The following is a 25,837-nucleotide window of genomic DNA, read 5'->3' as shown; positions in this document are numbered from 1 at the left end:
AATGCGTTTTAATTAATTGTAAACTGGTATGTCCGCCGGTTAATCTGTGCCATCTCTTTGCCAAGTCCAGCGCAGTTCCCGCCAAAAAGAGGGTTGCGGAGGAGTGGGTAACGTGGTTTCTCCCAAAACCCACCGCCAACTATCCCAAGAAATTTGCGCTGGTGGCAATTGGCTGTAATGACGATGTAGGGCATGGGGTGCCAGGGTATGCCAGCCCAGGGTTTGTCCCCGGCGGTTGCGAATGCGTTTGCTCAGGGGCGGGGTTTCCACCTGCAAACGGGGGGTGTGCGGGCGGGCTTGGGCTTCCGTCCACCCTTGGCGCAGGAGTACCGGGTCGGTGGGAATCACCCAGGACAAATGGCGATAGAGGGGTTGGCGCCGCCGGTAGAGGATATTCTGTACGGCAATGTGCAATTCATAGCCCAGCACCGCCGGTATGGGATAGTGCCCCACCGCATCCCCCACCGCATAAATCCGGGGGTGACTGGTCTGGAGGTAGCGATTCACCCGCAGGTAGTGCCCTTGCCGCCGCAGTTCCACCGTGCCCAGGGTTTCCGGGGGGACGTGGTTGGGGGTCGCCACCACCAGGGTATCCACTTCGCTGGCGCAATGCCCGCCGTCTAAATATACCCCCGTCGTCCGGGCGGTCACGGATTTGAGGGGCGTTTCCGTCTCGATGTGTACCCCTTCCGCCCGCAGGATGCGCTCCAACCGCCGTGCCAGCAGTCCCTCTTCCCCCGGCAGTAACCGATGTTCCCCGACCGGCAAAAACACGGGCACACCCAACCGGTTCCACGCCTGCGCCAACCCAATCGCCGCCGGAGTATTGCCCAAAATGGCGGTGCGCCGGGGATGTTGGGACAGGGTATGAAGCTGCGCCAGGGTGAAAAAAGGCACTTGCCGCAGTTGGGGCACCTCTGGCAAAACCGGCACGCCCGTGGTTGCCACCACATAACCACACCCCCGCAGGCGACGTTCCGGGGTTTCCACCGCCAGATGCGGCTCCGTAGCAAACACCCCAGGTCCCGCAACCACATCCACTCCGCACTGCAACAGCCAACTATCGCTGTACTGGGTTTGATAGACCCACAGTTGTTGTTCCACCCAACGGCACGCCCGCTCCCACACCGGCTGGGTGCCCCATTCCCCGGTGAACAGCCACGCCGACTGTTGCGCCTGATGAGCCATGACCGCCACCTGTGCCCAGAGTGCCACTGCCACCATGCCCCAGTCCTGGGTTCCGTCCGTCACCAGAGCCACCCGTGCCCCCTGCTGTGCCGCCCAAAGCGCCACCCAACGCGCCTCTAAATGTCCCCCCAAAATAACGACGTTGTACTCAACCGCCATTACCGGGTTTGTAGATAGCTGGCTTCGGAAATCACTGGCATTTCCGCATAGCGACCCCGGGCGGATTGCACCACGCTATAGCCCACCATTACCAACACCCCTAGGAAAATGGTATTGAACAAAACTTCAGCGAAAAATCCCCGAATCAGGGGTTGCAAAATAACTTGGTAAATCAGGCTAACTATGGCTAATATAATGCTGATTAAAATTGCCTGCATGGTATTAAACCGGATGAAATGGGGGATTTTTTCATTCCGCACTACCCCCACAAACAGGGCAATAAACACCAATAAACTGCCTAATCCAAAGGGAATTAAGCTGTACACAATCGCCAAGGGAAGCAGGGGATATTGCAGATAGGTTAAAAAGGGGAATTGGGCGAACAGAAAGCGACCATAGACAATCCCATCATATAGGGGGATCAGGTACACCAATGCCGCAAAAGTCCGGTCGAGGGGGGTGGTAGAACTGCGCCAAGTCATAGGGTTTAATCCTGAAGGTAGCGACGGAGAGGGAGGGATTCGAACCCTCGGATAGGAGTTGCCTGCCTATCAACAGATTAGCAATCTGCCGCTTTCGACCACTCAGCCACCTCTCCGGGTAGATTTAGAATAGACCTGTACTATAACATAACCCCAAAAGGTTCTGGAGATTCCTGGATGCAATTGCCGAATTTTTGCGAGTGTCAACACCCGTTGGTGCAAGCGTTGCAGGGACAGGAAGATGTTAAATTATTGCGCCAGTTGCAACAGGAACCGGAACAGGGACGGGCGTTTGTGGCTTTATTTTGTCGCTATGCCTTAGTGGTATATGCCCTGGTCAGCCATGCGGCACCGACGGGGGTACAGGTGGATTATTTGTTTGCCACCACCTGGCGGTATTTGTACCAACAGTTGCGGGACTTGGTTCCCCCGGAGGGCATGACCAGTTTACAAACCTGGCTGGTGGACCGCACGGGGGATTGGTTGACCCGGGTGGAAGTTCCCGCCCCGGAGAGCATTCACTACCGCTTACCGGCGGCACCCCCACCCCTGTGGTGTTATTTGGAAGAGGCATTGCAGAAATTAGCCACGCCCCTGCGGTTGGTAATGTTATTGAAAACCATTGGGCATTGGTCGGAGGAGCAAATTGCCCAGGAATTGGCATTAACCCCGGAGCAGGTCGCCGCTTTGATTCCCATCGGTCAGCGGGAGTTGGTGACCCACCTGCCTGCGGATATTTGGTCTATCTATCTGGAAGGGGAGCCGGTGGATGTCTGAACCCCAACCCCCTTTGACCCCCGGACGGTGCTTGACTGGGGCGGCGATTAGCGGTGCGCTGGGGTTGGCGGTGTATGCCCTCACCCGGGCGATGGTGGCGGGGTTAACTGCCCATCCCATCCACAGTCAAAACCCCCTGGTTCTGCGTTTGGCGAGCTTGGTACGCACGGTGTTGGTGGGGGGCGGCACCCTGGCGGTGGTGGTCTTGGGGGTGTTTACCGTCGGGCTGGTTGCCTTGGCGGTGCAGGTGGCTTGGTCACCCCCGGAGGGCTAAGATGACCCAGGTTTGGGAGCGGCTATTCCTGGGACTGACAGCGGTGTGTGCCCTGGGAACCGGGGGCTTGTTGCTGGCAATCGTCGGTGTGTTATTTGTCCAAGCGACCCCAGCCATCCGTGCCTTCGGTGGGAATTTTTTGTTAGGGCAGGTGTGGAATCCGGTGCAGGGGCAGTACGGCATTTTGCCGCAGGTGTGGGGAACGGTGCTGACGGCGGGGCTATCCTTGAGCTTGGCGGTGCCCTTGGGGGTGGGGGTGGCGATTGGGTTAACCGAGTCCTGGGCGCACATTTCCCCGGTTTGGCAGGCGGCGGCGGCGGCGGCGGTGGAGGTGTTGGCGGCGATTCCCAGTGTGGTCTATGGGCTGTGGGGGATTTTTATCCTGATTCCGGCTCTGCGAACGGCGCAAAAGTTACTGCCGCAAGTCTTCGGCGGATCAACCATTGGACCATCGGTGGGGGTCGCCACCTTAGTGTTAGCTGTAATGATTTTGCCGACGGTGGCGGCAGTGGCACGCAGTAGTTTGGCGCAGGTGCCCCAGGAGTACCGTTGGGCGGCGATGGCGGTGGGGGCGACCCGCTGGGAAACCCTGTTGGGGATTTTGCTACCGGCGGCACGGGCGGGGATTGGTGCGGGAATTTTGCTGGCTTTAGCCCGGGCGTTGGGGGAAACAATGGCGGTGACCATGCTGATTGGCAATGCCAACCGGGTGAGCACGTCCCTATGGCAAGCGGGCAGTACGATCCCCAGTTTGCTGGCAAATCAATTTGCCGAAGCCCAGGGGATGCAGGTGGCGGCGTTGATGTATGCGGCGTTGGTGCTCTTGGGGGTGACGGTGGTAGTGCAACTGGTGGCACGGATGGGGACGGGATTTTTTGCTGATTCTCATCAATGAAAAAATTAAAATTGCCCTAAAATATTTTAACTACAGGGCATCTCTATCAATTCAAAGTTAGCAGTCGCAGGGGCACCGTCCCCGTCCTTGGTTCTGGGGAATCTCTGTTCACTAATCAAGTAGGATTGCTATAGAAGTTCTCTACAAAGCGTCCTGCATGTGAATAAGAAAACTTCACAAAACTACAATTGTTAAAAATGAGGGAGAGAGAGGTTCTGCAATGACGATAGGGGATACACTTGACATATCAACGGAGTATCCACCATGCAAGACTTAGAACCCCAAGACTTCCAAAATCAGGTGTTGAATCGCCTGGACAGGATTGATTCCCGGCTCTCCGCCCTGGAAGACAAGGTAGATAACCTGGAAGGCAAGGTAGATAACCTGGAAGACAAGGTAGATAAATTGGAAGGCAAGGTAGATAAATTGGAGGTGGACATTAGGGAGACGGTGCAACGGGTGGACAAGTGGGAAGAACGATTCCTGCAACTATCACGAGATAATTTGTCCATCAGCCGCACGGTGATCATTGCCGCCGCCGCCGCTACCATTTTTACCCCCCTCGTGCAAAGTTTAGCCCCAGCCATCGCCGCCCTACTTCGAGCGCAGTAAATTGAAGTCGGTCAGAATCACAACCCAATTATGCCCCGCAACCTCACTTAATTAAGGAACAGAAATTTTACAGAACCAAATGCGTGGGAGTTTCCCTGCGACCCCTATTCTAAATTTATTTAATGAGGATGCTCACAGATGGAGAACTAAAATTTATACTCACAATTCACATGAGAGTGCTATAACCCCAATTTTCGCTCAAGGAGGGCATCCCAAACTCTCCCGGGTGGCTACGCCGGTGACTGGATTCACCCCACTAGCCCGCTCACACAAGAGCATTTGGGCATCCCGTCGCAGACCCACATCCGTAAAATCCGCCCCGGTAATGTCTGCCCCCTTGAAATTGGTCAGGTAGGCGTAGGCTCCGGTCAAAATCGCATTTTGCAAGTTCGTGCGGGTCATCAAAGCCGTATCCAGAGTCGCTCCTGCCAGATTTGCCCCGGCTAAATTGGCACCATCCAGGTTCGCCCCAAAAAAACTCACCCCCCGCAAGTCCGCCCCCTGGAAATTTGCCTGCCGCAGGACAGCTTTCACAAAACTGGAATCGGTCAAATCCTGCCCCGCAAAATTCATGCCAATCAAGGAACGTTTGTTGTAATCTTCCGCCCCCACCGGACTCAGAAAGAAGAACCACAGTGCCAGCCCCAACGCCAAGCAACGTCCCCACCAAACCATGATATTCTCCCCTCAACTGCCCGTATTATACGACTCTGCCCGGCTGGTAAACACCTCGGCGACGGTACAGCGAAACCCCGGCAATACCGGCGAAGTGAGTTCATCCGTTGGCAAGAGCGTGGCAAAGCGCACCAACTGCGCCTGTTCCCGTCGGTACAATTCCACCTGCTGGAGCACCGGGTCAACGATCCAGTATTCCTGCACCCCCTGCCGGGAATAGAGCTTCAATTTCGCCAGGCGATCCCGATCCTCATTGGCTTTGCCGGGGGACAGCACCTCCACCACCAATTCCGGCGCACCCCGAAAATGCCCGACCTCATCCTGGAGATGCCGCAACCGCCCGTAGCTCAACCACGCCACATCCGGTGCCACATAATCCGAGTCGGAAAAAATCAACCCTGGCAGGATGGAAGGCTCCCCCAATCCGGTTTGGCGAGACCAGGCATCCAGCAGAGCAAAAATCCGCCCGACCGTATATTGGTGGCGATGGTGGGGGGCACGGGTCACGTACAGTTCTCCATCAATAATTTCGTAGCGAATCCACTCGTTATCGGGCAGGGCTTCCACATCCCGCATCGTCCACCGGAGCGTCTGATTGGCTGGATTCATTGCATTTTAATTATTAAGTATCTACCCCCGATTTTACCGATAAAATTAAGCAAATTATAGGAACATTTTCCGGGGGAGAACAGACGTGGTATAGTACCGGGAAGGAATCATGACTAAAACGACTGGTTAATGATCAACGGGAGCATGAAGGGGATGAATACTGGGATGAGGGGCTTGCTGGTGGGGATGGTCGTGGCGGGTTGCGTATCGGTGGCTCTGCCGTCCATCGTGGTGGCGCAGGGGGTGGGGTTAGAGCAAATCCAAGTGCAAACCAAGAAACGCTTGGCAGTGTTAGATTTTGATTTTGCCAGCACTGGCTTAACGGGGTTAGGGCTAACCGGAACCGTTGGCCCGGCGAAGGGCGTTAGCGACCTCTTGACCAATCGGTTGGTGCAAAATGGTACATTTATCATGGTGGAGCGCAGTCGGATTAATCAAATTTTGGCGGAACAAAACCTGGGGGCAAGTGGACGGATTGAACCCGCAACCGCCGCTCAAATTGGCCGTTTACTGGGAGCCGATGCGGTGATTATTGGCACCATTACCCAGTTCAATCTTGAACAATCCCAATCTGGGGTAAATGTGGGTTTCTTTGGCATTTCCACTAGCAGTCAAAAACAGAAAGCGGATGTGAAACTCAACGCCCGAATCGTCAACACCAGCACCGGGGAGATTTTGGCGGTGGCGGAGGGAGCGGGTACGGCGGATAAAGGCACCGGTGGGGCTACGGTTTACGGCATTGGTGGGGGGAGTACAACCGATGCCCGGGATCAATTGCTGAGTGCCGCCGCGGAACAGGCCGTTGCCCAACTCGCCGATGGGCTGGTACAGCAATCTGCCGTTTTGGCCGCTTTGCCCCCCCTCCTGCCCGATGTGATTGCGATTGTGGCGGATGTCGCCCCCGGGCGGGTCATTTTGAATAAGGGAGCCAAAGATGGACTCAAACCCGGCATGGTGATGTCGGTGGAGCGGGTCGTCCGAGAAATCAAGGACCCCCAAACCGGCAAAGTCCTGCGGAAGGATACCCAGCCGGTGGGACGGGTACAGTTGACGGAAGTGGATGGAGTTTCGGCGGTGGGGCGGATTTTGAGTGGGCAAGGGTTGAAGGTCGGGGATGCGGCCAAACCGGTTGAGTAGGCTCTGATGCTCCTCAACAGGACACCGGCATGGTAAGAAGACGGCCTCGCCCGAGACTGGGGCAATTTTGGCAAGAATTCCGCAATTTTGCCTTCAAAGGTAATGTGGTAGATTTGGCTGTAGCCGTGATTATTGGTGGTGCTTTTGGTAAGATTATCACTTCCTTCGTGGAAGATGTGGTGATGCCTTTGGTGAACCCGCTGATCCCTGGGGGCGACTGGCGGCTGTTAACCATTGGCCCAGGGGTGAAAATCGGCAACTTTTTGGGAGCAATTGTGGATTTCCTGATCGTGGCCCTGGTGTTATTTCTGTTGATTCGGTTCATCCTCACCCGCCCAGCCCCAGAGCCAGATACCCCTACCGAACCCACGACCGAGGAGCGATTGGCGCTGGCTATTGAACGGTTAAATGCGCATTTAGACCACTCATCCATGCGCTAGGAAAACGGCAAAACCTCTCACTTTGATTTTAGATTTATTGAAGGGCATTTCTTATTTGAGCCAACCCATACCAGAACCAAGGGCGGGGGATGCTCCCCTGTGACCACTCCCGTTACATTTAGGGAGGTGCCCTGAAGCCATTTTTTAGATTTATTTAATCCTCCTCACCTGTTGCGCAAGAAAAGCGTTGGCAAGGGATGGAGAATCGCTATAATTACCAATAATTACAAAAAGTTACTGATGGGGGGAATGGGACTTGCCCCAGGATTACCACCTGAGTTGGGAACAGTATCACCAAAAAATTGAACAACTCGCCCAAACCATTCACGATTCTGGGTGGGAATTTGACCAAATTTTAGCGATTGCCCGGGGTGGCTTGCGGGTAGGGGATATATGTTCACGAATGTTTCAAAAACCGCTGGCGATTCTCATTGCCCAATCCTACACCGGTCAACAGCAAGGTTCCCTACACATTGCCCCCCACATTACCATGACCCAAAGGCATCTCAGCGCCCGGCTTTTGGTGGTGGATGATTTAGTAGATTCAGGTAAAACGTTAGCGGCAATTGTGTCCCGTTTATTCCAGGAACATCCCCAGATTATAGAGCTAAAAACGGCGGTGATTTGGGTGAAAGGACACGCCCAATTTCAACCCGATTACTATGTGGAATGTCTCCCCCATAACCCCTGGATTCATCAGCCCTTTGAACCCTATGACCACTGGCAATTTCCCCCTACCCCTGGGGCAACATAAACACGGGAATTTCTAGCGTGGGATCAAGTTCCAACGCCCGGCGAATATCCCCAATCGCCCCCCGCTGATCCCGCAATTCGTAGCGCAGTAAACCCCGCCGGTAATACGCTAAAGCAAAATTGGGGTTCAACCGCAGACTTTGGTTGTAGTCCCGAATCGCCCCCTGAAAATCCCCCCGCTGTGCCTTGCCATTGCCCACCTCATAAAAATCCTGGGCATCCTCGCTCGTGGGATTCAGCGCCGTGCCATGCACATAGGCAAAATTGGGATTCAAACGCAGGGCTTGGTTATGGTCTTTCACCGCCTCGGTATAGTACCCCATACGCCGGTACGCAATACTGCGATTGTAATAGGCATCGGCAAAATCCGGTTGCAGGGCAATCGCCTGGGTGTAGTCCTGCACCGCCCCCTGCTTATCCCCCAACCGATAGCGGGTCAAGCCCCGTTGGTAGTAAATATCCGCCCGCTTGGGCAACCACTGCAATGCCTGGTGGTAATCCTCCAACGCCCCCCGATTGTCCCCCAGATAAAACCGCAACCATCCCCGCCGGAAATAGGCTTCCCCGTGCTGGGGAAAAAGCCGCAACGCCTCGGTGAGCCGGGCAATCGCCTGCTCCGTTTGTCCCTCCCGCATATGGGTTAAAGCCGCCTGGAAATGTTGCTCTGCCGCTACGGGGGGTTCCGTGACCAGGGGTGGACAACGGCGGGGTTCCGGCTGTACCCGGTTAAAATCCTCCATCGCCCCCCGCTGATCTCCCAACGCCGCCCGTGCCTCCGCCCGATGGTAATACACCTGGGTCAGGTTCGGGTCAAGCAGTAACGCCCGGGTGTAATCCGCAATCGCCCCCCGCACATCCGCCGCCGCCTGCCGTGCCAACCCCCGCTGCAAATAGGCTGGGGCAAAATCCGGCTTCACCCGCAGACATTGATTGTACGCCTCAATCGCCGCCGCCCAATTTTTTAGCTCCGCCTGCGCCAACCCCTTTTGATAAAATTGCCCCGCACTGTTGTGCGCCACACCCTGCGCCGTCCCGTGAATGTGGGTGTAGTTGGGATTCAGTTTCAACGCCTGGGCATGGTCAGCCAACGCCCCCTGAAAATCCCCTTCCCGACGACGGGCAATACTGCGGTTGTAATAGGCATCTGCCAAATTCGGTTGCAGACGAATCGCTTGCGTATAATCCCCAATCGCCCCCTGGCGATTACCCAACCGATAGCGGGTCAACCCCCGGTGGTAGTAGGTCATGGCATGATCCGGCTCCAGGGTCAGTGCCCGGTCGAAATCCGCCTGAGCGCCCTGGTAATCATGGGAATGCAACTTTGCCAGTCCCCGCTGGTAATAGGCTGGGCTGTACTGCGGATAGCATTGCAACGCCTGGGTAAAAAACTGGATCGCCCTGGGCAAATCCCCCTGCTCCACCTTCTTTAACCCCTGGTGGTAAAAACCTTCCGCCTGGAGTGGCACCGCCTGCAATCGCTGCGACTGCTTCTGCCGTGACGGGGAAAGGTCGGGGTTGGGGTGGGTCATAGGACAAACCAGAAGCAGGGTCAATCACAGTAATTCCATCCTTGTAGTTAGGGATAAGGCTTGCCAGTGATAAAAATCACAAAAAATCCCTAATCCCTAAAAAGTAAGTATTTTTTCGTAAAAAATAAGCCATTTTTCTAAATGAACGTATATTTACTGAAGGAACCGGGTGAGGTGATTCCGATCACTGATAGCTTGCGTGGCGAAGCCTTTGATTTACCGATGGAGTAGCACCAGGGCAGTCCTAATACAATTCAAAACAGCAGTTGCAGGGTAGTGCTATCCAAGTAATGCTTTGTTATAGGGTACTTCTAAAAATAGGTCGCAGGGGCTTTGCCCCCGTCCTTGGTTTTCGATAACATGAGCATTCTAACGAGATAACCTTCGAGGGGTGCCAATAAATAGAGGTGCCCACAATTCAAAACAGCAGTTGCAGGGTAGTGCTATCCAAGTAATGCTTTGTTATAGGGTACTTCTAAAAATAGGTCGCAGGGGCGTAGCCCCCGGCTTTGGTTCTCAATGGGATGGGCATTCCAGCGAGATAACCTTCAATGGGTGCAAATAAATAGAGGTGCCCATTAAAGGAAATTAAAGGAAAGGGATACAAAAAATTCTGTTTCCAAGGCTGAGCCTTAACGAGGTGAGAGCAAGTGGGTTGACAACCGCAACCCCTTAATAGACTGTAATTGAATTCATATAGCAATCCTATTTGATTAACGTGAGCTTGCGTGCCGTAGGCATACAGAAATTTTCCAGAACCAAATACGGCGACGGTGCCCCTGCGACCCCTATTCCATTCTTATTTAGGATTACTATATTTATGTGAATAAAAAGATTACTGATAACTAGGACAAGGCAATGCTATCGGACCTTTGCCTTTTTAAGAATAAAACTTTTACTTACAATTCAAGTGCGATTGCCATAAAAATACCCACTCACGCCTAGGGGTTAATGCTCCACAACTTGACCAGTTTGTCCACACTACCACTGGCAAGCAGGCGACCATCGGGGCTGAAAGTGATCCCATAAATCCAACCCGTGTGCCCCCGCAGTTGGGCGATTTCTTGCCCTTGGGTCAAGTCCCAGAGGCGAATGACCTGATCCCGACCAGCGCTGGCGACCCATTTTTCATTACGATGTACGGCGACAGTAAAGATTTCCCCCACATGACCGGTGAGGGTTTTCACCACTTGCCGGGTGTTGAGATTCCAGTATTTGAGGGTGGCATCCCGGCTGACGCTGACAAAGGCTTGACCGTCGGGGGTAAAAGCTAACCAGTTCACGTCGCTGGTATGACCCGTGAGGGTGTGGCGCAGTTGTCCCCCCTGCCAAATGCGAATGGTACGGTCCACGCTGGCACTGAGCAGGGTTTGACCGTCGGGGCTGTAGGTCACGTAGAGTACAATGTCCTCATGTCCCTTGAGGGTATTCAGGGGTTTGCCGCTGAGGTCCCACAGCCGCACGGTACGGTCGTAGCTGGCACTGGCAAAGGTTTTGCCTTGGGGATGGATGCTAATGGACGTGACCCAATACCCATGTCCCCGCAGGGTTTGCCGTTCCTCGCCCGTCGCCACATCCCAAATTTTGATGAGATTGTCCTTGCCGCCGCTGACCAGGGTGCGCCCATCCGGGGTGACCGCCATCCCCAGCACTTCCTGCCGATGCCCCACCAGGGTACGCAAGGCTTTGCCCGTCGCCACCTCCCAAACCCGGATCGTCTTGTCCTCGCTGGCACTGAACAAATAGCGTCCATCCGGGGTAAAAACCACCGTATTGATGTAGCCCGTGTGACCCGCCAAGGTGGCTCGCAGTTGACCCGGTGCATTGTTGGGGACAGGGGGAGTCGTTTGGTGGGGAATGTCTGGCGTTGGAGGCGGCGGGGAAACAACGGACTCGGTTGCAACCTGGGCAGGACGGCGGGTGAACAACCAGTAGCCCCCGGCTCCCGCTAATGCGGCTACCAAAGCTAACAGTATCCAGGGTAAGGGGGAGCGTTTTTTGAGGGGAAAATTGCAAATTTCACAATGGGTCGCACTGGCAGGGTTCTGGTCATAACCACAACGGGGGCATTTGATCCGGGGGGCACTCCCAAGGGTCATAGGAAAAATCAGGGGAAATATATTTGGACTAACTGGACTAAATTGTTCGTGGCTTGATTCTCTAACCCCCTAATTATTATAGGGCCTATCTATCCGCTGTGATTAACCAACAACAATTCTGTAGAACTAAGTATGGGGTTGCTGTCCTTGCGACCTTTGTTCCATTCTCGTTGAGGATGGCGATAGGGCACCTCTATTTATTGCCACCACTGGAAGATTATTTCGCTAAAATGCCCATACTAATGGCTACGCCACGGAGGCTATCGAGAACCATAGACCGCAGGTGCTTCTTTGACGGGGACTACGCCCCTGCGACCTATTTTTAGAAGTGCCCTCTATTGGCAGGCACCACTAGCAAGTTATTTCGCTAAAATAACTATGTTACCCAAAACCAGACGGTGCCCCTGTAACCCCAGATTCTTTAATAGATTCTAAATTTTGAACGAATAATGGTGTCCTTAAGTAAATTTAAGTAAGAATTAAGCAAGCTCATATCATTACCGAATGGCTATGACCACCACTACGAGGCTTCCGGCAACCCAGCACATTGTCCTCGATGTCGAGGGGATGAAATGCGGCGGCTGTGTGCGTGCCATTGAGAAGCATCTCCAGTCCTATCCAGGAGTGCTGGCGGTGACGGTGAATTTGGCGACCCGGCAAGCCCAGGTGGTTGCCGATGTCACCCAGGTTATCCCAGAAAAATTGGCTCAATTTCTCACCCAAAAGGGGTTTCCCAGTCAACCCCATCACCTGTGGGACAGCCCTGGGTTTTCTGCCAATCGGTCGGGCTGGCAGTTGGCGCTGGCGATGGGATTGTTGTTGATTTCGGGGCTAGGGCATCTCCCCTGGGGGCATCACCATTGGCCGTGGTTGCATCACCCGCTGACGGAATGGCTGTTGGCGACGGTGACCCTGTTGGTGCCGGGGCGGGGAATGTTGATTTCTGGGTGGCAAAGTTGGCGGAATGGGGCACCGACCATGTACACCCTGGTGGGGTTGGGGGTCTCGGTGGCGTACATTGGCAGTACAGTGGCGTGGCTGTTGCCAGGGTTGGGGTGGGATCGGTTTTTTGTAGAGGTGGTGATGGTAGTTGCCCTGATGTTGGTGGGGCAGACGTTGGAACTGCGGGCACGGGCACGGGCGGGACGGGCATTACAGGGGTTGGTGGCGCTGCAACCGCCGCTGGCACGCTGGCTGTCGCCCCAGGGGGTGTGGGAAATGGTGCCGCTGAACCAGGTGCAGGTGGGGCAACAGGTGCGGGTGGAAGCAGGGGAAACGTTTCCGGTGGATGGGGTCGTTCAGGAGGGGATGACCCTGGTGGATCAGGCGACATTGACGGGGGAATCCCTGCCGGTGACCCGCATACCTGGAGACCCGGTGTACAGCGGTACGGTGAATGTGGGCGATGCGGTGAACGTTGAGGTCACGGCAACCGGGGGGGCGACCCGTTTGGGGCAGATTATCCAGCTTGTCCTGGCGGCACAAGCCCGCAAAGCACCAGTGCAGGGGATCGCTGACCGGGTGGCGGGGTGGTTTACCTATGCGGTGATGGGGATCGCCGGGCTGACCTTGCTGTTTTGGGGGGTGGTGGCACCCTGGTGGTGGTCGGATTTGGCACACCCTTGGCTGGTGGCGGTGCATCGGGTGACGGCGGTGCTGGTGGTGGCTTGCCCCTGTGCATTGGGTTTGGCAACGCCGATGGGGATTTTGGTGGGGTTGACCCGGGGGGCGCAACGGGGGCTGTTGATCCGGGGTGGCGATATTTTGGAGCGGGTGGCGGGGATTGATTGCCTGGTGTTTGACAAAACGGGTACGTTGACCCAAGGACAACCCCGGGTGGAGCAGGTGAAATTACTGACTCCCCATCCGTTGGTGAGCAATGAAGCGGAACTCTGGCAGTTGGCGGCGCAGTTGGAATGGGGCAGTACCCATCCCTTGGCAGTGGGGATTCGCACCGGGGCACCGTCGGTTAACCGCACCTGGCAGATTACAGCCCTTCAGCCGCAACCGGGGGTGGGGGTGACCGCTGAGGTGGCGGGTTATCCGGTTTCCCTGGGACGTTGGACGCAGGAACGGGAATTACCCCTGGCACTGGCACCCGGTCAAACCCTGGTGGCATTGCAGGTAGCGGGTGAACCGGTGGGGGTGATCCTCCTGCGGGATCAGGTGCGCCCGGAAGCCGCTGAGGTGGTGCAGGCGTTGCAGGCACAGGGGATGCAGGTGCGGGTGTTGAGCGGGGACCGCCCGGAAGTGGTGCAATACCTGGCGCAAACCCTGGGGTTAGGGTCGGATCAGGTCAAAGGGGGACTCTTCCCGGCGGATAAGGTGGACTGGGTGAACCAATGGCAAGCGCAAGGTCTGCGGGTGGCGGTGGTGGGGGACGGCAGTAACGATGCCCCGGCGTTGATGGCGGCGCAGGTGGGCATTGCCATGGCGCAGGGTACCCAGGTGGCGTTGGAAAGTGCGGGCATTGTCCTCATTCACAACGACCTGCGGGATGTGCTGGCGGCTTTGACCTTGAGCCAACGCACCCTGGCGAAAATTTACCAAAATCTGGCTTGGGCGTTTTTGTACAATGCGGTTGCCATTCCCCTGGCGGCGGGGGTGTTTCTCCCCTGGGGTTGGGCATTGACCCCCACTTGGGCGGCGGCGTTGATGGCGGGCAGTTCCCTGGGGGTGATTCTCAATTCCCTCACCCTGCGTCCGCCTGCCCCCTATCCCCAAGGCACGACCCGGTTGGCACAAGGGGTATTGCCGGACGGGGAACCGGTGGAAATTGGCTTGAACTGGCAAACAGACCCATTGCTCAGTCTCAGTTTTGGTAAAGGACGAGCGATGACGGGCACCTGCTTAACTTTGGCAGATGTAACCCGACCGGAATGGCAGGATGTGGTGACCGCCTGTAATGCCCAATGGTTACTGGATTTAGCCCAGCGGCAAACCCAGCAGGGTCGTCCCCTTACCCGCACGGAACTTTACCAGGCGGCTCAGCACCGGCGTTGGTCGTGGCGACGCCACCAGCGAAACTGATGCACCGGTTTGGGCATGGGCAAACCCTGGCTGTGGTGAAAATCCTCCTGCACCCGGCGGGTCAAACGGCGGGACACTTGCCGGACAATCTGCCGCAGTAGCCCATCCCCCGTGCGTTGGATCAGGGTTTCCGGTAGTACCTTGATAAACCGGGGAAAATGCACCGCCACCCCCAAATCCAAATGCCATTCCACCTGGGTCATGACGCTCAAATGGGGCAATTCCGGGGCAAGTTCCGGGGATAAAGGCATTTCCACGAGGGTTAAACTCGCCTGAAAATCCACCTGATAGTCCTCCGGGGTAAATCCCGGCACGGGGACGGTTTGAATGCGGTAGGTTCGCCCCTCAGCGGGGAGCAAATCCAAGCCAATCCGGGGTTCCAATTCATAACCCAATGCCCCAAACCGCCCCAACCCCAGGGCATAGCCGGTTTTCCCAATCGGTTCCACCTGCATCGGCTGGGCACAGCGGTGAAACCAACCCTGGTGGGCATCCAAATAGTCCGCCACCTGTTGCGCCGGGGCGTACATGGGCATACAGTCGCTAAAGCTACTCTGAAACGGGGTAAACTCAGCCATAAACCATGTACCGGGTTGTGCCCATGCTAACCCACCGGGAATTGGGCGTGGATGAAGTGGGACGGGGTGCCCTCTGCGGACCGGTGGTGAGTGCCGCCGTGGTGCTGGATGCAACGGGCAAAGCCCAATTGCACCGCTGGGGACTCTGTGAAAGCAAACAATTGACCCCCCGGCAGAGGCAAGCCTGGGTGCCCCGCATTCAAAACATAGCGCTGGGGTGGCACATCGCCTGGGCAGACCCCTGGGAAATTGATACCTATAATATTCTCCAAGCCACCTTGCGCTCCATGTACCGAGCCATTACTGCCATTCCCCTCACACCCGATGTATGTCTGGTGGATGGGTGCCATGCCATTCCCGATTTGCCCTACCCCCAAAAAACGGTGATTGACGGGGATGCCACTGAAATCAGCATTGCTGCCGCCAGTGTATTGGCGAAAGTCTGGCGGGATGAATGTCTAACGCAACTTGCATCAACCTACCCCGTTTATGATTTAGCCCGCAATAAGGGGTACGGTACGCCTACCCATCGCCTTGCCCTGCAACGGTACGGACCCAGTAGCATCCATCGCCTGTCCTTTCGTCCCTGTCAGGTTTCCCAAACCAGATGACCTTGGGGGTTGGCGTCCGCCTGGGTGGTGCTGGCGACCCATTGCTGATAATCGGTAATCAATTGCCGGGTCAATTGCTGTTTGATCAACCCCAACACACTGCTGAGCAGGCTGTCCCCGGCGGCTTCCACAATGATCTTAGGCATCATATTCAAAGGCGGGGGCACCTCCACTTCCACCTGCAACTGGGCTTGCCCCACCAAGGAGGAAGCCCGGGACGAACGCACCGCCTGTAGGGTACCCGTTAAATTCAGCCGAAACCGGCGGTCAATGTAGGGCACGCCCCGGATTTCACAGCCGACGGACTGGATGTGCAAAATATTAGAAGCTTCCGTCCACACCCGCATATCCACCACGGGCTGGATGGTAAACGAAAAAAAATTGCGGGGGCGCATTTTCAGTCGGTACACCTGGTCAGCCAACACTTCCACCTGCTGGGGGTCGGCAATCGCATAGACCAATCGCTGGGGTTGGCGCAGGTAGTGTTCAATAGGAATAGGTTGGCGCGGCACGGGCACGGTCACCGATTCCTGAGCCGCAAAATGTACCAACATAAAACACCTAATTACTGACGTTGTAAATTATCTTAACACTGAATGCCCCCAACTCCGTATGTTTGCTGATCCCCGCATTGCCTATCTCGGACCTACGGGCACCAACAGTGAAACGGTTGCCCATCGGTTTGGGGAGCGCTGGGAGCGTCCGCAATGGTTGCCCACCAGTACGATTGCCCAGGTGTTGCACAGCGTGGCGCAGGGGGAGGCGGACTACGGGGTGGTGCCGGTGGAAAATTCCCTGGAAGGGAGCGTCACGACCACGTTGGATTTGCTCTGGCGGTTGCCGGATTTGTACATTCAGCAGGGGTTGATCCTGCCCATTGCCCACGTCCTGATTAGCCACTGTTCGGAAATGAACCAGATTCAACGGGTGTATTCCCATCCCCAAGCCCTCGGACAATGTCAGTACTGGCTGGAGGAGCATTTACCCCATGTGCCCTGGTTGCCCACCCGTTCTACGAGCGAAGCCTTGCAGTACGTCCAGCGGGAACCGGCGGCGGCGGCGATTGCTTCCCCCCGGGCGGCTGAGTTAGCGCATTTACCCGTCTTGGCGGTGGATTTGGCGGCAGATAATCTCACCCGTTTTTGGGTCATTGGAACCAATCCTCACCGGCAGGGGAGCCACACCACCTTAGCGTTTAGTGTGCCGGAAAACGCACCGGGAGCCTTGGTGCGGGCATTGGCGCATTTTGCCCAGGCGGGGATCAATCTCAGCCGCATTGAATCCCGTCCCACCCGCCGTTCCCTGGGGGAGTATTTTTTCTCAGTGGATTTAGAGGGTGCCCAGTGCCAGCCCCGGATTGCGCAGGCGTTGGCGGCATTAGCGCAGGAAACCAGTTGTTTGCGTAATTACGGAAGCTATACAATTGCCCCGGTGGAAATGCCAGCGGCTCTGGCAGAGTAAGTTACACTGGGATTAACTAAATTAACTAAAAATATCAAAAGGGATTGAACAGGGGGGTGTATGCGTCGCTGGTGGAGTGGGTTACTAGCCTTAGTGGCGGTATGGTGGCTCCTCACGAGTCTGCCGGTGGGGGCACAGCAACGACCCATACCCCAGTTGCTCTCCCGCAAGGCTTCGGCGGTGGTGGTGGATGGTCGTCCTTTATTTGATGTGCGGGATTCGGGCAATTTGACCGGGGTGGAACGGGCGGATACGGTCAATCGGGTACTCTCTCAGGAAATCGAGCGGCGGCAAGCAGACCCCCAGCGGGTATCGGCGGTGACGATTGTGCCGGACCCCACCACTGGGCAGATCACCCTGCGGTTGAATGACCAGCATTTGTTGACGGTCACCAGTGCGGACTTGGGGGGCGAGCGCAGTCCCCAGGTGCAGGCGGAGGTTTGGAAGCGGGAGATTGACAGTGCCCTGAACCAGGCGCAACAGGAACGCACTCCCGACTATCGTTCCCAGGCGTTGGTATTTACGGCGATTACGCTGGTCATGGCTTTGGTGGGGCATTTGGGGCTGGGTTGGCTCCGCCAGTGGTCGGTGCGGGCACTCACCCGGGCAGTACATACAACGGCTCCCCATTTGGAGGGCACCCTGCGCCTGATTACCCAGATGGGGTTTATCGGCATGCAAACTGGGCTGTGGCTGGCGGTGTTTCTGTACACCACGGATTTATTTCCCCTGAGCCGGAGTGTCCGCTATTCCCTGTTCCGGGCGTTGGTGGTGGGGTTGACCACTTCCATTGTCACCCTGGGGAACCGGGGGTATTCCCTGTTGGATTTGCTGGTGCTGGTGACCTTGTTTGTCCTGCTGTGGATTTTATCCGGGACGGTGGCGGGGGTACTCAAATCCCGGGTGTTGCAGATGGCGGGGGCGGATCAGCGGGTGCGGGAATTGGTGGCGGTGTTTACCCGCTATGCGATGGTACTGCTGGGTTCGATTATTCTTTTGCAAATTTGGGGCTTGGATGTGAGTTCCCTGACCCTGTTGGCGAGTGTGCTGGGGGTGGGGATCGGGTTTGGGTTGCAAAATACGGCGAATAATTTTGTCAGCGGTCTGATCATCACCCTGGAGCGCCCGATTCAGGTGGGGGATTTTATCAACGTGGGGGATTTGCAGGGGACGGTGGAGCGGATCGGCACTCGCACGACGGAAATTCGCACCCTGGATCGAGTGTCCATCATCGTGCCGAATTCCCGGTTTGTGGACAACCAGGTGATCAATTGGAGTTTGGGCAATCCCGTGTCCCGGTTGCATCTGCCGGTGGGGGTCGCCTACGGTTCGCCGGTGGAAACGGTGCGGACGGCTTTGCTGGAGGCGGCTCGTCGTCATACGGATGTGTTAGCCAATCCCGCGCCCCAGGTGTGGTTGGTGAATTTCGGGGAAAGTGCCATTATGTTCGACCTGCTGGTGTGGATTTGTGAACCCCGGGAGCAATATCGCATCAAAAGTGACCTGTACTACCGGGTGGTGGAGAGTTTGGCGAAATACAATATCACTATTCCGTTCCCCCAACGGGATGTGCATATTCCCGCCTTGGAGCAGGTGGTGCAGCATTGGGCGCGAACTGCTACCGAGTCTGCCACCAACGGACAAATCGAGGTCAATCAATCCAATAATCCCGCTTCACTGGGCTAATCTATGGCTGAACAGATGGACTTATTTCAATTGGCGGCTCCCCCCGACCCACCCGCTCCAACCGCTACCTATGCCAATTTGGAAGAATTAACCGCCACCTGTCTGACCTGTCAGAAGTGTGAATTAGCCGCCACCCGCACCCATGTGGTCGTCAGCCGGGGCAATCCCCACGCACCCCTGATGATCATCGGCGAAGGTCCAGGGCAACAGGAGGACGAAACCGGCTTGCCGTTTGTGGGACGGGCGGGGCAATTGCTGGATAAAATCCTGGCTTCCGTCCATTTGGATTCCGAACGGGATGTGTACATCTGCAATGTGGTCAAGTGCCGTCCACCGGGCAATCGCACCCCGGAACCCCAGGAGGTGGACGCTTGTAAACCCTATCTTTTGGAGCAAATCCGGTTGGTGAACCCGAAGGTGATTCTCCTCACTGGCGCAGTGGCGGTGCAAGCCATTTTGGAAGAAAAACGGGGCATTACCAAAATTCGCGGGCAGTGGTTCACCTGGCAGGGGTACGATTGTATGCCCGTGTTGCATCCTGCCTATCTCCTGCGGAACCCATCCCGGGAGGTGGGTAGCCCCAAATGGCTGATGTGGCAGGACATTCAGGCGGTGCGGGCGAAATTGGATACCCTGACAACGGGCTAAGAGAATGAACGCATACCCTTGGCAAGAGGCATGGGTGGAACAACACAGTGCGCTTTTGTGCGAGAGTTTCTATCATTGGACAGGGCAACCATTACTCCCTGAAATGGGTGAATTGACTTCATTCGGAGCGGCTTTATTTCACAGCCCAAGGGTGGTTTTATCCCATGACACCCAAGCTGACCCCCAGTTTAATTATGCCAATCAAAGGGCTTTGGATTTATGGGAAACCACCTGGGATCAATTGATCGGTCTGCCATCTCGGTTCTCTGCGGAACCAGAAGTGCAACCCGAACGTAAACATTTTTTACAACAGGTGCAACAACAGGGTTGGGCAAACCATTACCAGGGCATCCGCATCAGCCGTCAAGGTCGCAAATTTTTCATTCGCAATGCCATTTTATGGAATGTTGTCGATGCAATGGGTAACCTTTATGGGCAGGCGGCGATGTTTACCCAATGGGATTGGTTAGATGATGTGTGAAGCAGGGTATAATCAGGGGAAATAGGTTAAAAAAATCTCCCTAAAAGGAAATACGCTGTTGTCCGCATCGTTCACGATCAAATTATTAAAATTACTGCGGCGGCTGTATGGGGTTTTGCCCCTGCCATCCCCAGCACCGATTCAGGTGGATTATGCCGGTCAAGCCGGGAGCGATTGGATCAAAAAAACTCTGGAATCCCCTGCCCCCTGTCTGATTTGTCGCTTTGGCAACGTGGAATTAAATGCTACCCTGCGTGCCTATCACCGACGGCGGGCTTCCGAATATTGGGGGGAAAAATCCTGGCGTTATATTCAGGGAGAAATTCTGCATTTTTGGTGGGATCAAAGTGCCCAGGAATCCATGCGAATTGATGCGGGTTTTTTCCCAGATACCCCGGAGTATTTGGAACGCTTTGGCGAACGGATGCTCCAGGATATGCAAATCATTGATATTCTGGCTTTTTGGGAAGGGAAACAGGATGGTTATGTGCGGCAAATTCAGCATTTGTTAACCCAAGCCAAATTCGTCAGTTTTCAGGATTTAGAACCCTATTACCATGAACATCCCTGGTCAGAAGCATTAGCGGGTAAAACCGTATTGGTCGTGCATCCCTTTGTGGAGACGATCAAACAGCAATATCAAAAGCGAGCATTATTATTTCAAAACCCCAAAATTTTACCCGAATTTACCCTAAAAACGTTTAAGTCCGTGCAGTCTATTGCCGGGAATGAATGCGGTTTTCCCGATTGGTTTGCCGCTTTTGAATGGATGTGTGGTGAAATTGCTCAAATCGAATTTGATATAGCGATTATCGGTGCCGGGGCGTATGGATTGCCCTTAGCCGCCCATGTGAAACGTCTTGGCAAAAAAGGCATCCATTTGGGGGGCCCCACGCAAATCCTTTTTGGTATCAAAGGGGGGCGGTGGGATGAAATGCCATTTTTTCAACAGTTATATAACGAACATTGGGTGCGACCGGCGCCTCAAGAAGTGCCGCCGAAAATTGACCGTGTAAAAGCCTATTGGTAGCTAGGACAATGGTACATCCTGCCGTAATTTCTATTTTGAATACCAGCCGCCGGATTTATGGGTGGGGAAAGCGATGGACCCGCCAGCACATTGCCCCATCCTTACCAGCGGTAGATTACTCGGGGCAGGCAGCGAGTGATGTAATTCAAGCCAAAATTTCTGCCCCGGAACCCTGTATGATTTGCCGGTTTGGGGGTGTGGAAATGGCGGCTTTGATGTACTACTACAGCATTCACCAAAAATCCCAGTTTTTGTTACACAAAAGTTTAGCCTATATCCAAGGGGAAAACCGTCCGTTTTGGTGGGATGAAAATATCCAAAAAAAGATGCGCTATAATGCGGGATTTTTCCCAGTTGAACCGGAGTATTTAGAACGTTTTTGCGAACAGATGTTACAGGATATACAAGAAATTGATATTTTAGGTTCCTGGTTGCCGGAAGAACGATTTTTAAGGGAACGGATGCCTAGGGTCATTACCGTTAAATTGCCGGATTTGGAACCCTATTATCACGAACAGCCTTGGTCAGTCGCACTAGGGGGTAAAACCCTATTAGTGATTCACCCATTTGCCAAGACGATTGAACAACAATATCGCAAGCGAGAGTTATTATTTCCTAACCCCAATATCTTACCCGAATTTACCCTAAAAACTTTTAAGTCGGTGCAGTCCATTGCCGGGAATGATTGCGGTTTTCCTGATTGGTTTGCCGCTTTTGAGTGGATGAAGGAACAAGTTACCCAAATAGAATTTGATATAGCGATTATTGGTGCCGGAGCCTATGGCTTACCCTTAGCCGCCCATGTGAAACGCTTGGGGAAAAAAGGGATACATTTGGGGGGAGCCACCCAAATTTTATTTGGCATTCGGGGCAAACGCTGGGATGATGACCCGTTTTTTCAAAAATTATTTAACGACTATTGGGTGCGCCCGAATCCGACCGAAGTGCCAGGCAATTTTCAGGTGGTAGAAGGGGGATGTTATTGGTAAAGATATGGCAAATTTATTGATTCTCACCCCCACTCAATTTCACCACATAAAACCCATGCACCAGGAGTCCCAACCCCCACAACCCCGTCACCCAGGGCAAACGGGGAAAGGCTCCATTCAATTCATGGAAAAACCACAAAGTAGAATTGGTGGCGGCAAAAAAAGCAATATGTACTGCCAAATTAATGCGGTCAGCCAACCGCCGGTAAGCCGGGTCTGCGGGGTCAGGTCGGCGAGACCAACGGGGTGGCATCAGGACATCACCCGGGATATAGCCTGTAGGGGCGGGAATTTGGGCAGATCAATACTGGCGGCAGGTTCCCGCTTGTTTATGGTTTGGGTCAAAGCACCATAGCGCTGTAATTCGGACTGGAGGCGGCGATTTTCCTCCTGGAGCTTCGCCAGTTGCTCTTTCACCGGGGCAAGCCGGGCATTGAACCGACGGCGATAGACCTCCGGCAAATCCCGCAGGATGGTTTCTAAATTTTGGTTGCGTTCCCGTGCCGACACCAACGACCCATGCACCTGGACTAATTCCTGTTCCCGCCGTTGCACATCCTGCTGAGCCTGGCGCAATTCCCCCTGCAATTTTTCAATCTGCCCTTGCAGTGCCACCACCGTGCCCGCATCCACCCGCCGCTCCTGATGCAGACGGTGAAACAATTCCGCCGATAACTGGTTGACCAGATGGCTGTACTGGTTTAGCCGGGCTTTTAACCGCTGAATTTCCTGGGCTTGGGCACGCAGAAGATACTCGAAAACCTGTTGCCGTCCCCGCTGGGGCACCACCCGGTGAAATAACTCTTGGGAGAGTTGGTGGACAAGCTGGTTTCTCTGGTCAAGCTGTTGTTGCAGGGTCGCAACATTCTCCTGTAGGGAACTGGCAGTCACGGGGATTAACTCCTCACCAAAATCCAACTGACCTGGCTTCAGTTTAACACCAGGGCGAGGAGTTTGCCATGCAATCTATAGAAAACTATGTTAGGGCATTTTACTGCTAATTTTTTTACCGCCAATGCCTACTCCGGGGTGGCAACGGCGGTCGGTTCTACTGCTGGTGCGGGTTGGGGAGGCGTTTGGGCAATGGTCAAAAACCGAATCACCTCTTCACTGAGACGCATGGCTCGCTCGAAGGCCGCTACCGTCCTGCTGTTGCCGTAGTAGTTTAACTGGACATAGATGCCATCGGAAAATTTTTGGATTGGGTAGGCCAGTCGCCGCCGTCTCCGGTTCAACACCTGAATTTCCTCGCCCCCCACTTCGCTCAAAGTGGTTTTGAATTTCTCAATCGCCTGCTGGGTCAACTCATCCCCCAAGTCCGGGCGCAGAATGTACATGGTCTCATAAAAGGGTTTGGGGGCAACGGTCATAGGGGGTTCAATGGCTCCTGCATGAACGAAACAGTCTAGTATTATAACAAACAATTCAGAGGTGATGATAGGTAGCGTATGCAAGTGCGGGTGTGGACGGCAGAGCGGGTGGTGTATGGCACGGTGGCGGCGGATGAGTCCATGCAGGTGTGGACGGATGCGCCCTGGTTGGGGGGGAGAGAAACCGGGGAAAGGTTGGCACCGGGCACTTATCAGCTTTTGGTACCCACCCTGCCCAGTAAAATTGTTGCCGCTGGGCGTAATTACATTGACCATGCCGCCGAGATGCAGGCGACGGTGCCGGTGGAGCCGGTGATTTTTCTCAAACCCCCCACCACCCTGTTGGCTCCGGGGGGGGACATCGTTTATCCTGCCCAGTCCCGGCGGGTGGACTACGAGGGGGAATTGGCGGTGGTGATCGGGCAGAAGGCGTGGCGTTTGACCCCGGAAGAGGCGGTGGCGGCGATTTGGGGTTATACCATTGCCAACGATGTGACGGCGCGGGATTTGCAAAAACGGGATGAGCAATGGACCCGCAGTAAGGGGTTTGATACGTTTTGTCCCTTGGGGCCGGGGATCGTGCGGGAATTGTCCCTGGAGGCGACCCTGGAAACCTGGGTGAATGGGGAACGGAAACAGGCGGCCAAGTTGCAGGAAATGGTGTTCAAACCGCCGGTGTTGGTGAGCTATATTAGCCAGGTGATGACCCTCCTGCCGGGGGATGTGGTGCTGACGGGCACGCCTGCGGGGATTGGCCCACTGCAACCGGGGGATGAAGTGCAAATACGCATTACGGGACTGGGTACCCTCCGCAATCGGGTGGTGGCTCAACCCCGACTGTAACGATTGTTCAGCGCAATGGTCGCCTCTTCCCGGTCGTCAAAATGGATTTTGGTCGTGCCTAAAATTTGGTAATCCTCGTGACCTTTCCCGGCGATCATTACTCCGTCCCCAGGCTGTGCCATGTGAATCGCTCGGTGGATTGCCTCCTGCCGATCCGGGATCACCAAGGGCGTGCCAGGAATGCCTTGCAGAATATCCTGGATGATCCGCTGGGGGTCTTCCGTGCGGGGATTATCCGAGGTAACGACGACCATATCGCTCAATTCGGCGGCAATTTTGCCCATCATGGGACGTTTAGTGCGATCCCGGTCGCCACCACAGCCAAACACGCAGATCAACCGCCCGCCCACAAACGGACGCAACGCCCGCAGACCATTCGCCAACCCATCCGGGGTATGGGCATAGTCCACCACGACGGTAATCTCCTGCTCCGGGCACACCCGCACCCGCTCCATCCGCCCCGGCACCCCCGGAAATTTGGGCAAGATTTCTTGAATTTGCTCAAACCGAACGCCCAGATGCAAAGCCGCCCCCACCGCCGCCAAGGTATTGCTCAAATTAAATTGCCCCATCAGGGGAATCCGAAGCATCCCACCCCCAACGGGAGTGGTCATGGTGGCAGTAATTCCCGCTGGCGTATAGTCCACCTGCTGAACCGTTATATCCGCCGGTTGCCCCAGCGCACTGTAGCTCCACCGGGGGGTATGGCGTTGCTCTAATTCCCGTAACAACCGTTGCCCGTAGGGGTCATCCTGGTTGACAATCGCCCGCCCCCGCAACAGGTTGGGTTCAAACAAGAGTGCCTTCGCCTGAAAGTAGTTTTCCATCGTCCGGTGAAAATCCAGATGATCCTGGGTGAGGTTGGTAAAAACCGCCCCATCGTAGGCACACCCCGCCACCCGTCCCTGCGCCAGGGCATGGGAACTTACCTCCATCACCGCCACCCGACAGCCCGCTTGCACCGCCTGCGCCAAATCCCGTTGCAACTCCACCGCCAAGGGGGTGGTGTGACTCGCCGTTTGGGTATAACCCGGCCAGCGGTTGTACAATGTACCTAATAAAGCTGTATTTCCCAAAGCATTTTGTAATAAAAATTCCAGAATGTGGGTGGTGGTGGTTTTGCCGTTGGTACCCGTGACCCCCACCATTTGCAAACACCGGCAGGGATAACCATAAAATGCGGCGGCCAATTCCCCACAGGCTTGGGCAATGTCCGACACCGGCAGTACCTGGGGGGGCAAATCCGGGCGGGGTGTGACCAGGGCAACAATCGCACCATTGGCCAGGGCTTGCGGCCAAAAGTCCCCCCCATCCACCTGGGTACCGGGCAAACCCACAAACACCATCCCCGGTTGGCATTGGCGGGAATCACAGGTAATCCCGGTCACCGATGCCTGCCAGAGGGGGTTCTGCCCAGCGAGGGGCGGAAGATAGGGCGTGATGGAATTTAATAAATCCCCCAGCTTCATGGGCAAAACAAT

The 25,837-nt window shown here is 55.2% G+C and carries 28 protein-coding genes and 1 tRNA gene; 16 read left to right on the top strand and 13 right to left on the bottom strand.

Annotated elements, in window-relative coordinates:
• Window positions 1–39 precede the first annotated feature (39 nt).
• The 3 genes from MLD66_RS01420 to MLD66_RS01410 all read right to left on the bottom strand — a co-directional run bounded on the left by MLD66_RS01420 (window position 40) and on the right by MLD66_RS01410 (window position 1,945).
• Window positions 40–1,347 carry an FAD-dependent oxidoreductase gene (locus MLD66_RS01420; protein ID WP_247215162.1) on the bottom strand — a complete coding sequence of 436 codons (1,308 nt, stop codon included), beginning with the start codon at window positions 1,345–1,347 and terminating at the stop codon, window positions 40–42.
• On the bottom strand, window positions 1,347–1,829 hold the full coding sequence (locus MLD66_RS01415; protein ID WP_247215161.1) for a Tic20 family protein: 483 nt from the start codon (window positions 1,827–1,829) through the stop codon (window positions 1,347–1,349). Before MLD66_RS01415 ends, MLD66_RS01420 begins: the two co-directional genes overlap by 1 nt.
• Before the next feature lie 24 nt (window positions 1,830–1,853).
• Window positions 1,854–1,945 (bottom strand) — tRNA-Ser (locus tag MLD66_RS01410).
• Between the two features lie 61 nt (window positions 1,946–2,006).
• On the opposite strand from MLD66_RS01410, the gene MLD66_RS01405 reads away from it, so the two are divergent.
• The 4 genes from MLD66_RS01405 to MLD66_RS01390 all read left to right on the top strand — a co-directional run bounded on the left by MLD66_RS01405 (window position 2,007) and on the right by MLD66_RS01390 (window position 4,387).
• The gene (locus tag MLD66_RS01405; protein ID WP_247215160.1) at window positions 2,007–2,606 is read left to right on the top strand and encodes a sigma-70 family RNA polymerase sigma factor; all 600 of its coding nucleotides are present in this window, start codon (window positions 2,007–2,009) and stop codon (window positions 2,604–2,606) included.
• A complete protein-coding gene (locus tag MLD66_RS01400) occupies window positions 2,599–2,880 on the top strand; it encodes a DUF3082 domain-containing protein (RefSeq protein ID WP_247215159.1) in 282 nt (93 codons plus the stop codon). Before MLD66_RS01405 ends, MLD66_RS01400 begins: the two co-directional genes overlap by 8 nt.
• A 1-nt stretch (window position 2,881) precedes the next feature.
• Complete coding sequence (gene pstC, locus MLD66_RS01395; protein ID WP_247215158.1) at window positions 2,882–3,775, top strand: phosphate ABC transporter permease subunit PstC; 894 nt, start codon at window positions 2,882–2,884, stop codon at window positions 3,773–3,775.
• Between the two features lie 264 nt (window positions 3,776–4,039).
• Window positions 4,040–4,387, top strand: a complete 348-nt coding sequence (locus MLD66_RS01390) for a hypothetical protein (protein ID WP_247215157.1) — start codon at window positions 4,040–4,042, stop codon at window positions 4,385–4,387.
• 198 nt (window positions 4,388–4,585) lie between these two features.
• On the opposite strand, the gene MLD66_RS01385 is transcribed toward MLD66_RS01390, so the two are convergent.
• Both MLD66_RS01385 and MLD66_RS01380 read right to left on the bottom strand, forming a co-directional pair.
• A complete protein-coding gene (locus MLD66_RS01385) occupies window positions 4,586–5,062 on the bottom strand; it encodes a pentapeptide repeat-containing protein (RefSeq protein WP_247215156.1) in 477 nt (158 codons plus the stop codon).
• 12 nt (window positions 5,063–5,074) lie between these two features.
• Window positions 5,075–5,671: a Uma2 family endonuclease gene (locus MLD66_RS01380; protein WP_247215155.1), complete on the bottom strand. Its 597-nt coding sequence runs from the start codon at window positions 5,669–5,671 to the stop codon at window positions 5,075–5,077.
• Between the two features lie 153 nt (window positions 5,672–5,824).
• Here MLD66_RS01380 and MLD66_RS01375 point away from each other — a divergent pair, with 153 nt between their 5' ends.
• From MLD66_RS01375 to MLD66_RS01365, 3 genes are all read left to right on the top strand, one after another.
• Entirely contained in the window at window positions 5,825–6,808 is a 984-nt protein-coding gene (locus MLD66_RS01375; protein WP_247215154.1) for a CsgG/HfaB family protein, read from the top strand.
• Between the two features lie 29 nt (window positions 6,809–6,837).
• Window positions 6,838–7,248, top strand: a complete 411-nt coding sequence (mscL, locus tag MLD66_RS01370; protein WP_281438396.1) for a large conductance mechanosensitive channel protein MscL — start codon at window positions 6,838–6,840, stop codon at window positions 7,246–7,248.
• Window positions 7,249–7,504: 256 nt separating this feature from the next.
• The gene (locus tag MLD66_RS01365) at window positions 7,505–8,002 is read left to right on the top strand and encodes a phosphoribosyltransferase family protein (protein WP_247215153.1); all 498 of its coding nucleotides are present in this window, start codon (window positions 7,505–7,507) and stop codon (window positions 8,000–8,002) included.
• On the opposite strand, the gene MLD66_RS01360 is transcribed toward MLD66_RS01365, so the two are convergent.
• Window positions 7,983–9,530 carry a tetratricopeptide repeat protein gene (locus MLD66_RS01360; protein ID WP_247215152.1) on the bottom strand — a complete coding sequence of 516 codons (1,548 nt, stop codon included), beginning with the start codon at window positions 9,528–9,530 and terminating at the stop codon, window positions 7,983–7,985. The genes MLD66_RS01365 and MLD66_RS01360 overlap by 20 nt on opposite strands.
• 941 nt (window positions 9,531–10,471) lie before the next feature.
• Window positions 10,472–11,629, bottom strand: a complete 1,158-nt coding sequence (locus MLD66_RS01355; protein ID WP_247215151.1) for a WD40 repeat domain-containing protein — start codon at window positions 11,627–11,629, stop codon at window positions 10,472–10,474.
• Window positions 11,630–12,139: 510 nt separating this feature from the next.
• Between MLD66_RS01355 and MLD66_RS01350 the strand changes: the two genes are divergently transcribed.
• Window positions 12,140–14,659 (top strand): cation-translocating P-type ATPase, encoded by a 2,520-nt coding sequence (locus tag MLD66_RS01350; protein WP_247215150.1) that lies wholly within the window; start codon window positions 12,140–12,142, stop codon window positions 14,657–14,659.
• Here MLD66_RS01350 and MLD66_RS01345 read toward each other — a convergent pair.
• Window positions 14,617–15,237, bottom strand: a complete 621-nt coding sequence (locus MLD66_RS01345; RefSeq protein ID WP_247215149.1) for a DUF1997 domain-containing protein — start codon at window positions 15,235–15,237, stop codon at window positions 14,617–14,619. The genes MLD66_RS01350 and MLD66_RS01345 overlap by 43 nt on opposite strands.
• Before the next feature lie 23 nt (window positions 15,238–15,260).
• Here MLD66_RS01345 and MLD66_RS01340 point away from each other — a divergent pair, with 23 nt between their 5' ends.
• On the top strand, window positions 15,261–15,848 hold the full coding sequence (locus MLD66_RS01340; protein ID WP_247215148.1) for a ribonuclease HII: 588 nt from the start codon (window positions 15,261–15,263) through the stop codon (window positions 15,846–15,848).
• Here the strand turns inward: MLD66_RS01340 and MLD66_RS01335 are convergent.
• The gene (locus tag MLD66_RS01335; protein ID WP_247215147.1) at window positions 15,827–16,402 is read right to left on the bottom strand and encodes a DUF1997 domain-containing protein; all 576 of its coding nucleotides are present in this window, start codon (window positions 16,400–16,402) and stop codon (window positions 15,827–15,829) included. The two genes, MLD66_RS01340 and MLD66_RS01335, sit on opposite strands and share 22 nt — an antisense overlap.
• Before the next feature lie 58 nt (window positions 16,403–16,460).
• On the opposite strand from MLD66_RS01335, the gene pheA reads away from it, so the two are divergent.
• Genes pheA through MLD66_RS01305 form a run of 6 tightly spaced genes read left to right on the top strand, consistent with a single transcriptional unit; the run spans window position 16,461 to window position 22,143 of the window.
• Window positions 16,461–17,309 (top strand): prephenate dehydratase, encoded by an 849-nt coding sequence (gene pheA / locus MLD66_RS01330; protein ID WP_247215146.1) that lies wholly within the window; start codon window positions 16,461–16,463, stop codon window positions 17,307–17,309.
• A 60-nt stretch (window positions 17,310–17,369) separates the two neighbouring features.
• A complete protein-coding gene (locus MLD66_RS01325) occupies window positions 17,370–18,995 on the top strand; it encodes a mechanosensitive ion channel domain-containing protein (RefSeq protein WP_247215145.1) in 1,626 nt (541 codons plus the stop codon).
• Window positions 18,996–19,010: 15 nt separating this feature from the next.
• Window positions 19,011–19,643, top strand: coding sequence for a uracil-DNA glycosylase (locus MLD66_RS01320; protein WP_339397021.1), 633 nt, complete (start codon window positions 19,011–19,013; stop codon window positions 19,641–19,643).
• A 4-nt stretch (window positions 19,644–19,647) separates the two neighbouring features.
• A complete protein-coding gene (locus MLD66_RS01315) occupies window positions 19,648–20,124 on the top strand; it encodes an MEKHLA domain-containing protein (protein ID WP_247215143.1) in 477 nt (158 codons plus the stop codon).
• A gap of 58 nt (window positions 20,125–20,182) precedes the next feature.
• Window positions 20,183–21,154, top strand: a complete 972-nt coding sequence (locus MLD66_RS01310) for a hypothetical protein (protein WP_247215142.1) — start codon at window positions 20,183–20,185, stop codon at window positions 21,152–21,154.
• 35 nt (window positions 21,155–21,189) lie between these two features.
• Window positions 21,190–22,143, top strand: a complete 954-nt coding sequence (locus MLD66_RS01305) for a hypothetical protein (RefSeq protein WP_247215141.1) — start codon at window positions 21,190–21,192, stop codon at window positions 22,141–22,143.
• A gap of 13 nt (window positions 22,144–22,156) precedes the next feature.
• On the opposite strand, the gene MLD66_RS01300 is transcribed toward MLD66_RS01305, so the two are convergent.
• The 3 genes from MLD66_RS01300 to rpsF all read right to left on the bottom strand — a co-directional run bounded on the left by MLD66_RS01300 (window position 22,157) and on the right by rpsF (window position 23,513).
• A complete protein-coding gene (locus tag MLD66_RS01300) occupies window positions 22,157–22,396 on the bottom strand; it encodes a 2TM domain-containing protein (RefSeq protein ID WP_247215140.1) in 240 nt (79 codons plus the stop codon).
• On the bottom strand, window positions 22,396–23,034 hold the full coding sequence (locus tag MLD66_RS01295) for a hypothetical protein (RefSeq protein ID WP_247215139.1): 639 nt from the start codon (window positions 23,032–23,034) through the stop codon (window positions 22,396–22,398). The genes MLD66_RS01300 and MLD66_RS01295 overlap by 1 nt, the downstream gene beginning before the upstream one ends.
• A 128-nt stretch (window positions 23,035–23,162) precedes the next feature.
• Entirely contained in the window at window positions 23,163–23,513 is a 351-nt protein-coding gene (gene rpsF, locus MLD66_RS01290) for a 30S ribosomal protein S6 (RefSeq protein WP_247215138.1), read from the bottom strand.
• Between the two features lie 78 nt (window positions 23,514–23,591).
• Between rpsF and MLD66_RS01285 the strand changes: the two genes are divergently transcribed.
• Window positions 23,592–24,356 carry a fumarylacetoacetate hydrolase family protein gene (locus MLD66_RS01285; RefSeq protein ID WP_247215137.1) on the top strand — a complete coding sequence of 255 codons (765 nt, stop codon included), beginning with the start codon at window positions 23,592–23,594 and terminating at the stop codon, window positions 24,354–24,356.
• Here MLD66_RS01285 and MLD66_RS01280 read toward each other — a convergent pair.
• Complete coding sequence (locus MLD66_RS01280) at window positions 24,341–25,825, bottom strand: UDP-N-acetylmuramoyl-L-alanyl-D-glutamate--2,6-diaminopimelate ligase (RefSeq protein ID WP_247218887.1); 1,485 nt, start codon at window positions 25,823–25,825, stop codon at window positions 24,341–24,343. The genes MLD66_RS01285 and MLD66_RS01280 overlap by 16 nt on opposite strands.
• Window positions 25,826–25,837: the final 12 nt, after the last annotated feature.

Origin of the sequence: Synechococcus sp. C9, assembly GCF_022984075.1 — a bacterium.
Lineage (GTDB): Bacteria > Cyanobacteriota > Cyanobacteriia > Gloeomargaritales > Gloeomargaritaceae > Gloeomargarita.
Note: the sequence above shows the minus strand (reverse complement) of the source record. Positions and strands in the feature narration are given on the sequence as shown.

Excerpts from the sequence above, each read along its gene's own strand:
- MLD66_RS01405 (WP_247215160.1), top strand. The coding sequence starts at position 2,007 with ATGCAATTGCCGAATTTTTGCGAGTGTCAACACCCGTTGGTGCAAGCG.
- MLD66_RS01360 (WP_247215152.1), bottom strand. The coding sequence starts at position 9,530 with ATGACCCACCCCAACCCCGACCTTTCCCCGTCACGGCAGAAGCAGTCG.
- MLD66_RS01350 (WP_247215150.1), top strand. The coding sequence starts at position 12,140 with ATGACCACCACTACGAGGCTTCCGGCAACCCAGCACATTGTCCTCGAT.
- pstC (WP_247215158.1), top strand. The coding sequence starts at position 2,882 with ATGACCCAGGTTTGGGAGCGGCTATTCCTGGGACTGACAGCGGTGTGT.
- MLD66_RS01420 (WP_247215162.1), bottom strand. The coding sequence starts at position 1,347 with ATGGCGGTTGAGTACAACGTCGTTATTTTGGGGGGACATTTAGAGGCG.
- MLD66_RS01285 (WP_247215137.1), top strand. The coding sequence starts at position 23,592 with ATGCAAGTGCGGGTGTGGACGGCAGAGCGGGTGGTGTATGGCACGGTG.
- MLD66_RS01280 (WP_247218887.1), bottom strand. The coding sequence starts at position 25,825 with ATGAAGCTGGGGGATTTATTAAATTCCATCACGCCCTATCTTCCGCCC.
- MLD66_RS01325 (WP_247215145.1), top strand. The coding sequence starts at position 17,370 with ATGCGTCGCTGGTGGAGTGGGTTACTAGCCTTAGTGGCGGTATGGTGG.
- pheA (WP_247215146.1), top strand. The coding sequence starts at position 16,461 with ATGTTTGCTGATCCCCGCATTGCCTATCTCGGACCTACGGGCACCAAC.
- mscL (WP_281438396.1), top strand. The coding sequence starts at position 6,838 with ATGGTAAGAAGACGGCCTCGCCCGAGACTGGGGCAATTTTGGCAAGAA.
- MLD66_RS01380 (WP_247215155.1), bottom strand. The coding sequence starts at position 5,671 with ATGAATCCAGCCAATCAGACGCTCCGGTGGACGATGCGGGATGTGGAA.
- MLD66_RS01300 (WP_247215140.1), bottom strand. The coding sequence starts at position 22,396 with ATGCCACCCCGTTGGTCTCGCCGACCTGACCCCGCAGACCCGGCTTAC.
- MLD66_RS01335 (WP_247215147.1), bottom strand. The coding sequence starts at position 16,402 with ATGTTGGTACATTTTGCGGCTCAGGAATCGGTGACCGTGCCCGTGCCG.
- MLD66_RS01340 (WP_247215148.1), top strand. The coding sequence starts at position 15,261 with ATGCTAACCCACCGGGAATTGGGCGTGGATGAAGTGGGACGGGGTGCC.
- MLD66_RS01375 (WP_247215154.1), top strand. The coding sequence starts at position 5,825 with ATGAATACTGGGATGAGGGGCTTGCTGGTGGGGATGGTCGTGGCGGGT.
- MLD66_RS01315 (WP_247215143.1), top strand. The coding sequence starts at position 19,648 with ATGAACGCATACCCTTGGCAAGAGGCATGGGTGGAACAACACAGTGCG.
- MLD66_RS01390 (WP_247215157.1), top strand. The coding sequence starts at position 4,040 with ATGCAAGACTTAGAACCCCAAGACTTCCAAAATCAGGTGTTGAATCGC.
- MLD66_RS01400 (WP_247215159.1), top strand. The coding sequence starts at position 2,599 with ATGTCTGAACCCCAACCCCCTTTGACCCCCGGACGGTGCTTGACTGGG.
- MLD66_RS01320 (WP_339397021.1), top strand. The coding sequence starts at position 19,011 with ATGGACTTATTTCAATTGGCGGCTCCCCCCGACCCACCCGCTCCAACC.
- MLD66_RS01355 (WP_247215151.1), bottom strand. The coding sequence starts at position 11,629 with ATGACCCTTGGGAGTGCCCCCCGGATCAAATGCCCCCGTTGTGGTTAT.
- rpsF (WP_247215138.1), bottom strand. The coding sequence starts at position 23,513 with ATGACCGTTGCCCCCAAACCCTTTTATGAGACCATGTACATTCTGCGC.
- MLD66_RS01385 (WP_247215156.1), bottom strand. The coding sequence starts at position 5,062 with ATGGTTTGGTGGGGACGTTGCTTGGCGTTGGGGCTGGCACTGTGGTTC.
- MLD66_RS01415 (WP_247215161.1), bottom strand. The coding sequence starts at position 1,829 with ATGACTTGGCGCAGTTCTACCACCCCCCTCGACCGGACTTTTGCGGCA.
- MLD66_RS01345 (WP_247215149.1), bottom strand. The coding sequence starts at position 15,237 with ATGGCTGAGTTTACCCCGTTTCAGAGTAGCTTTAGCGACTGTATGCCC.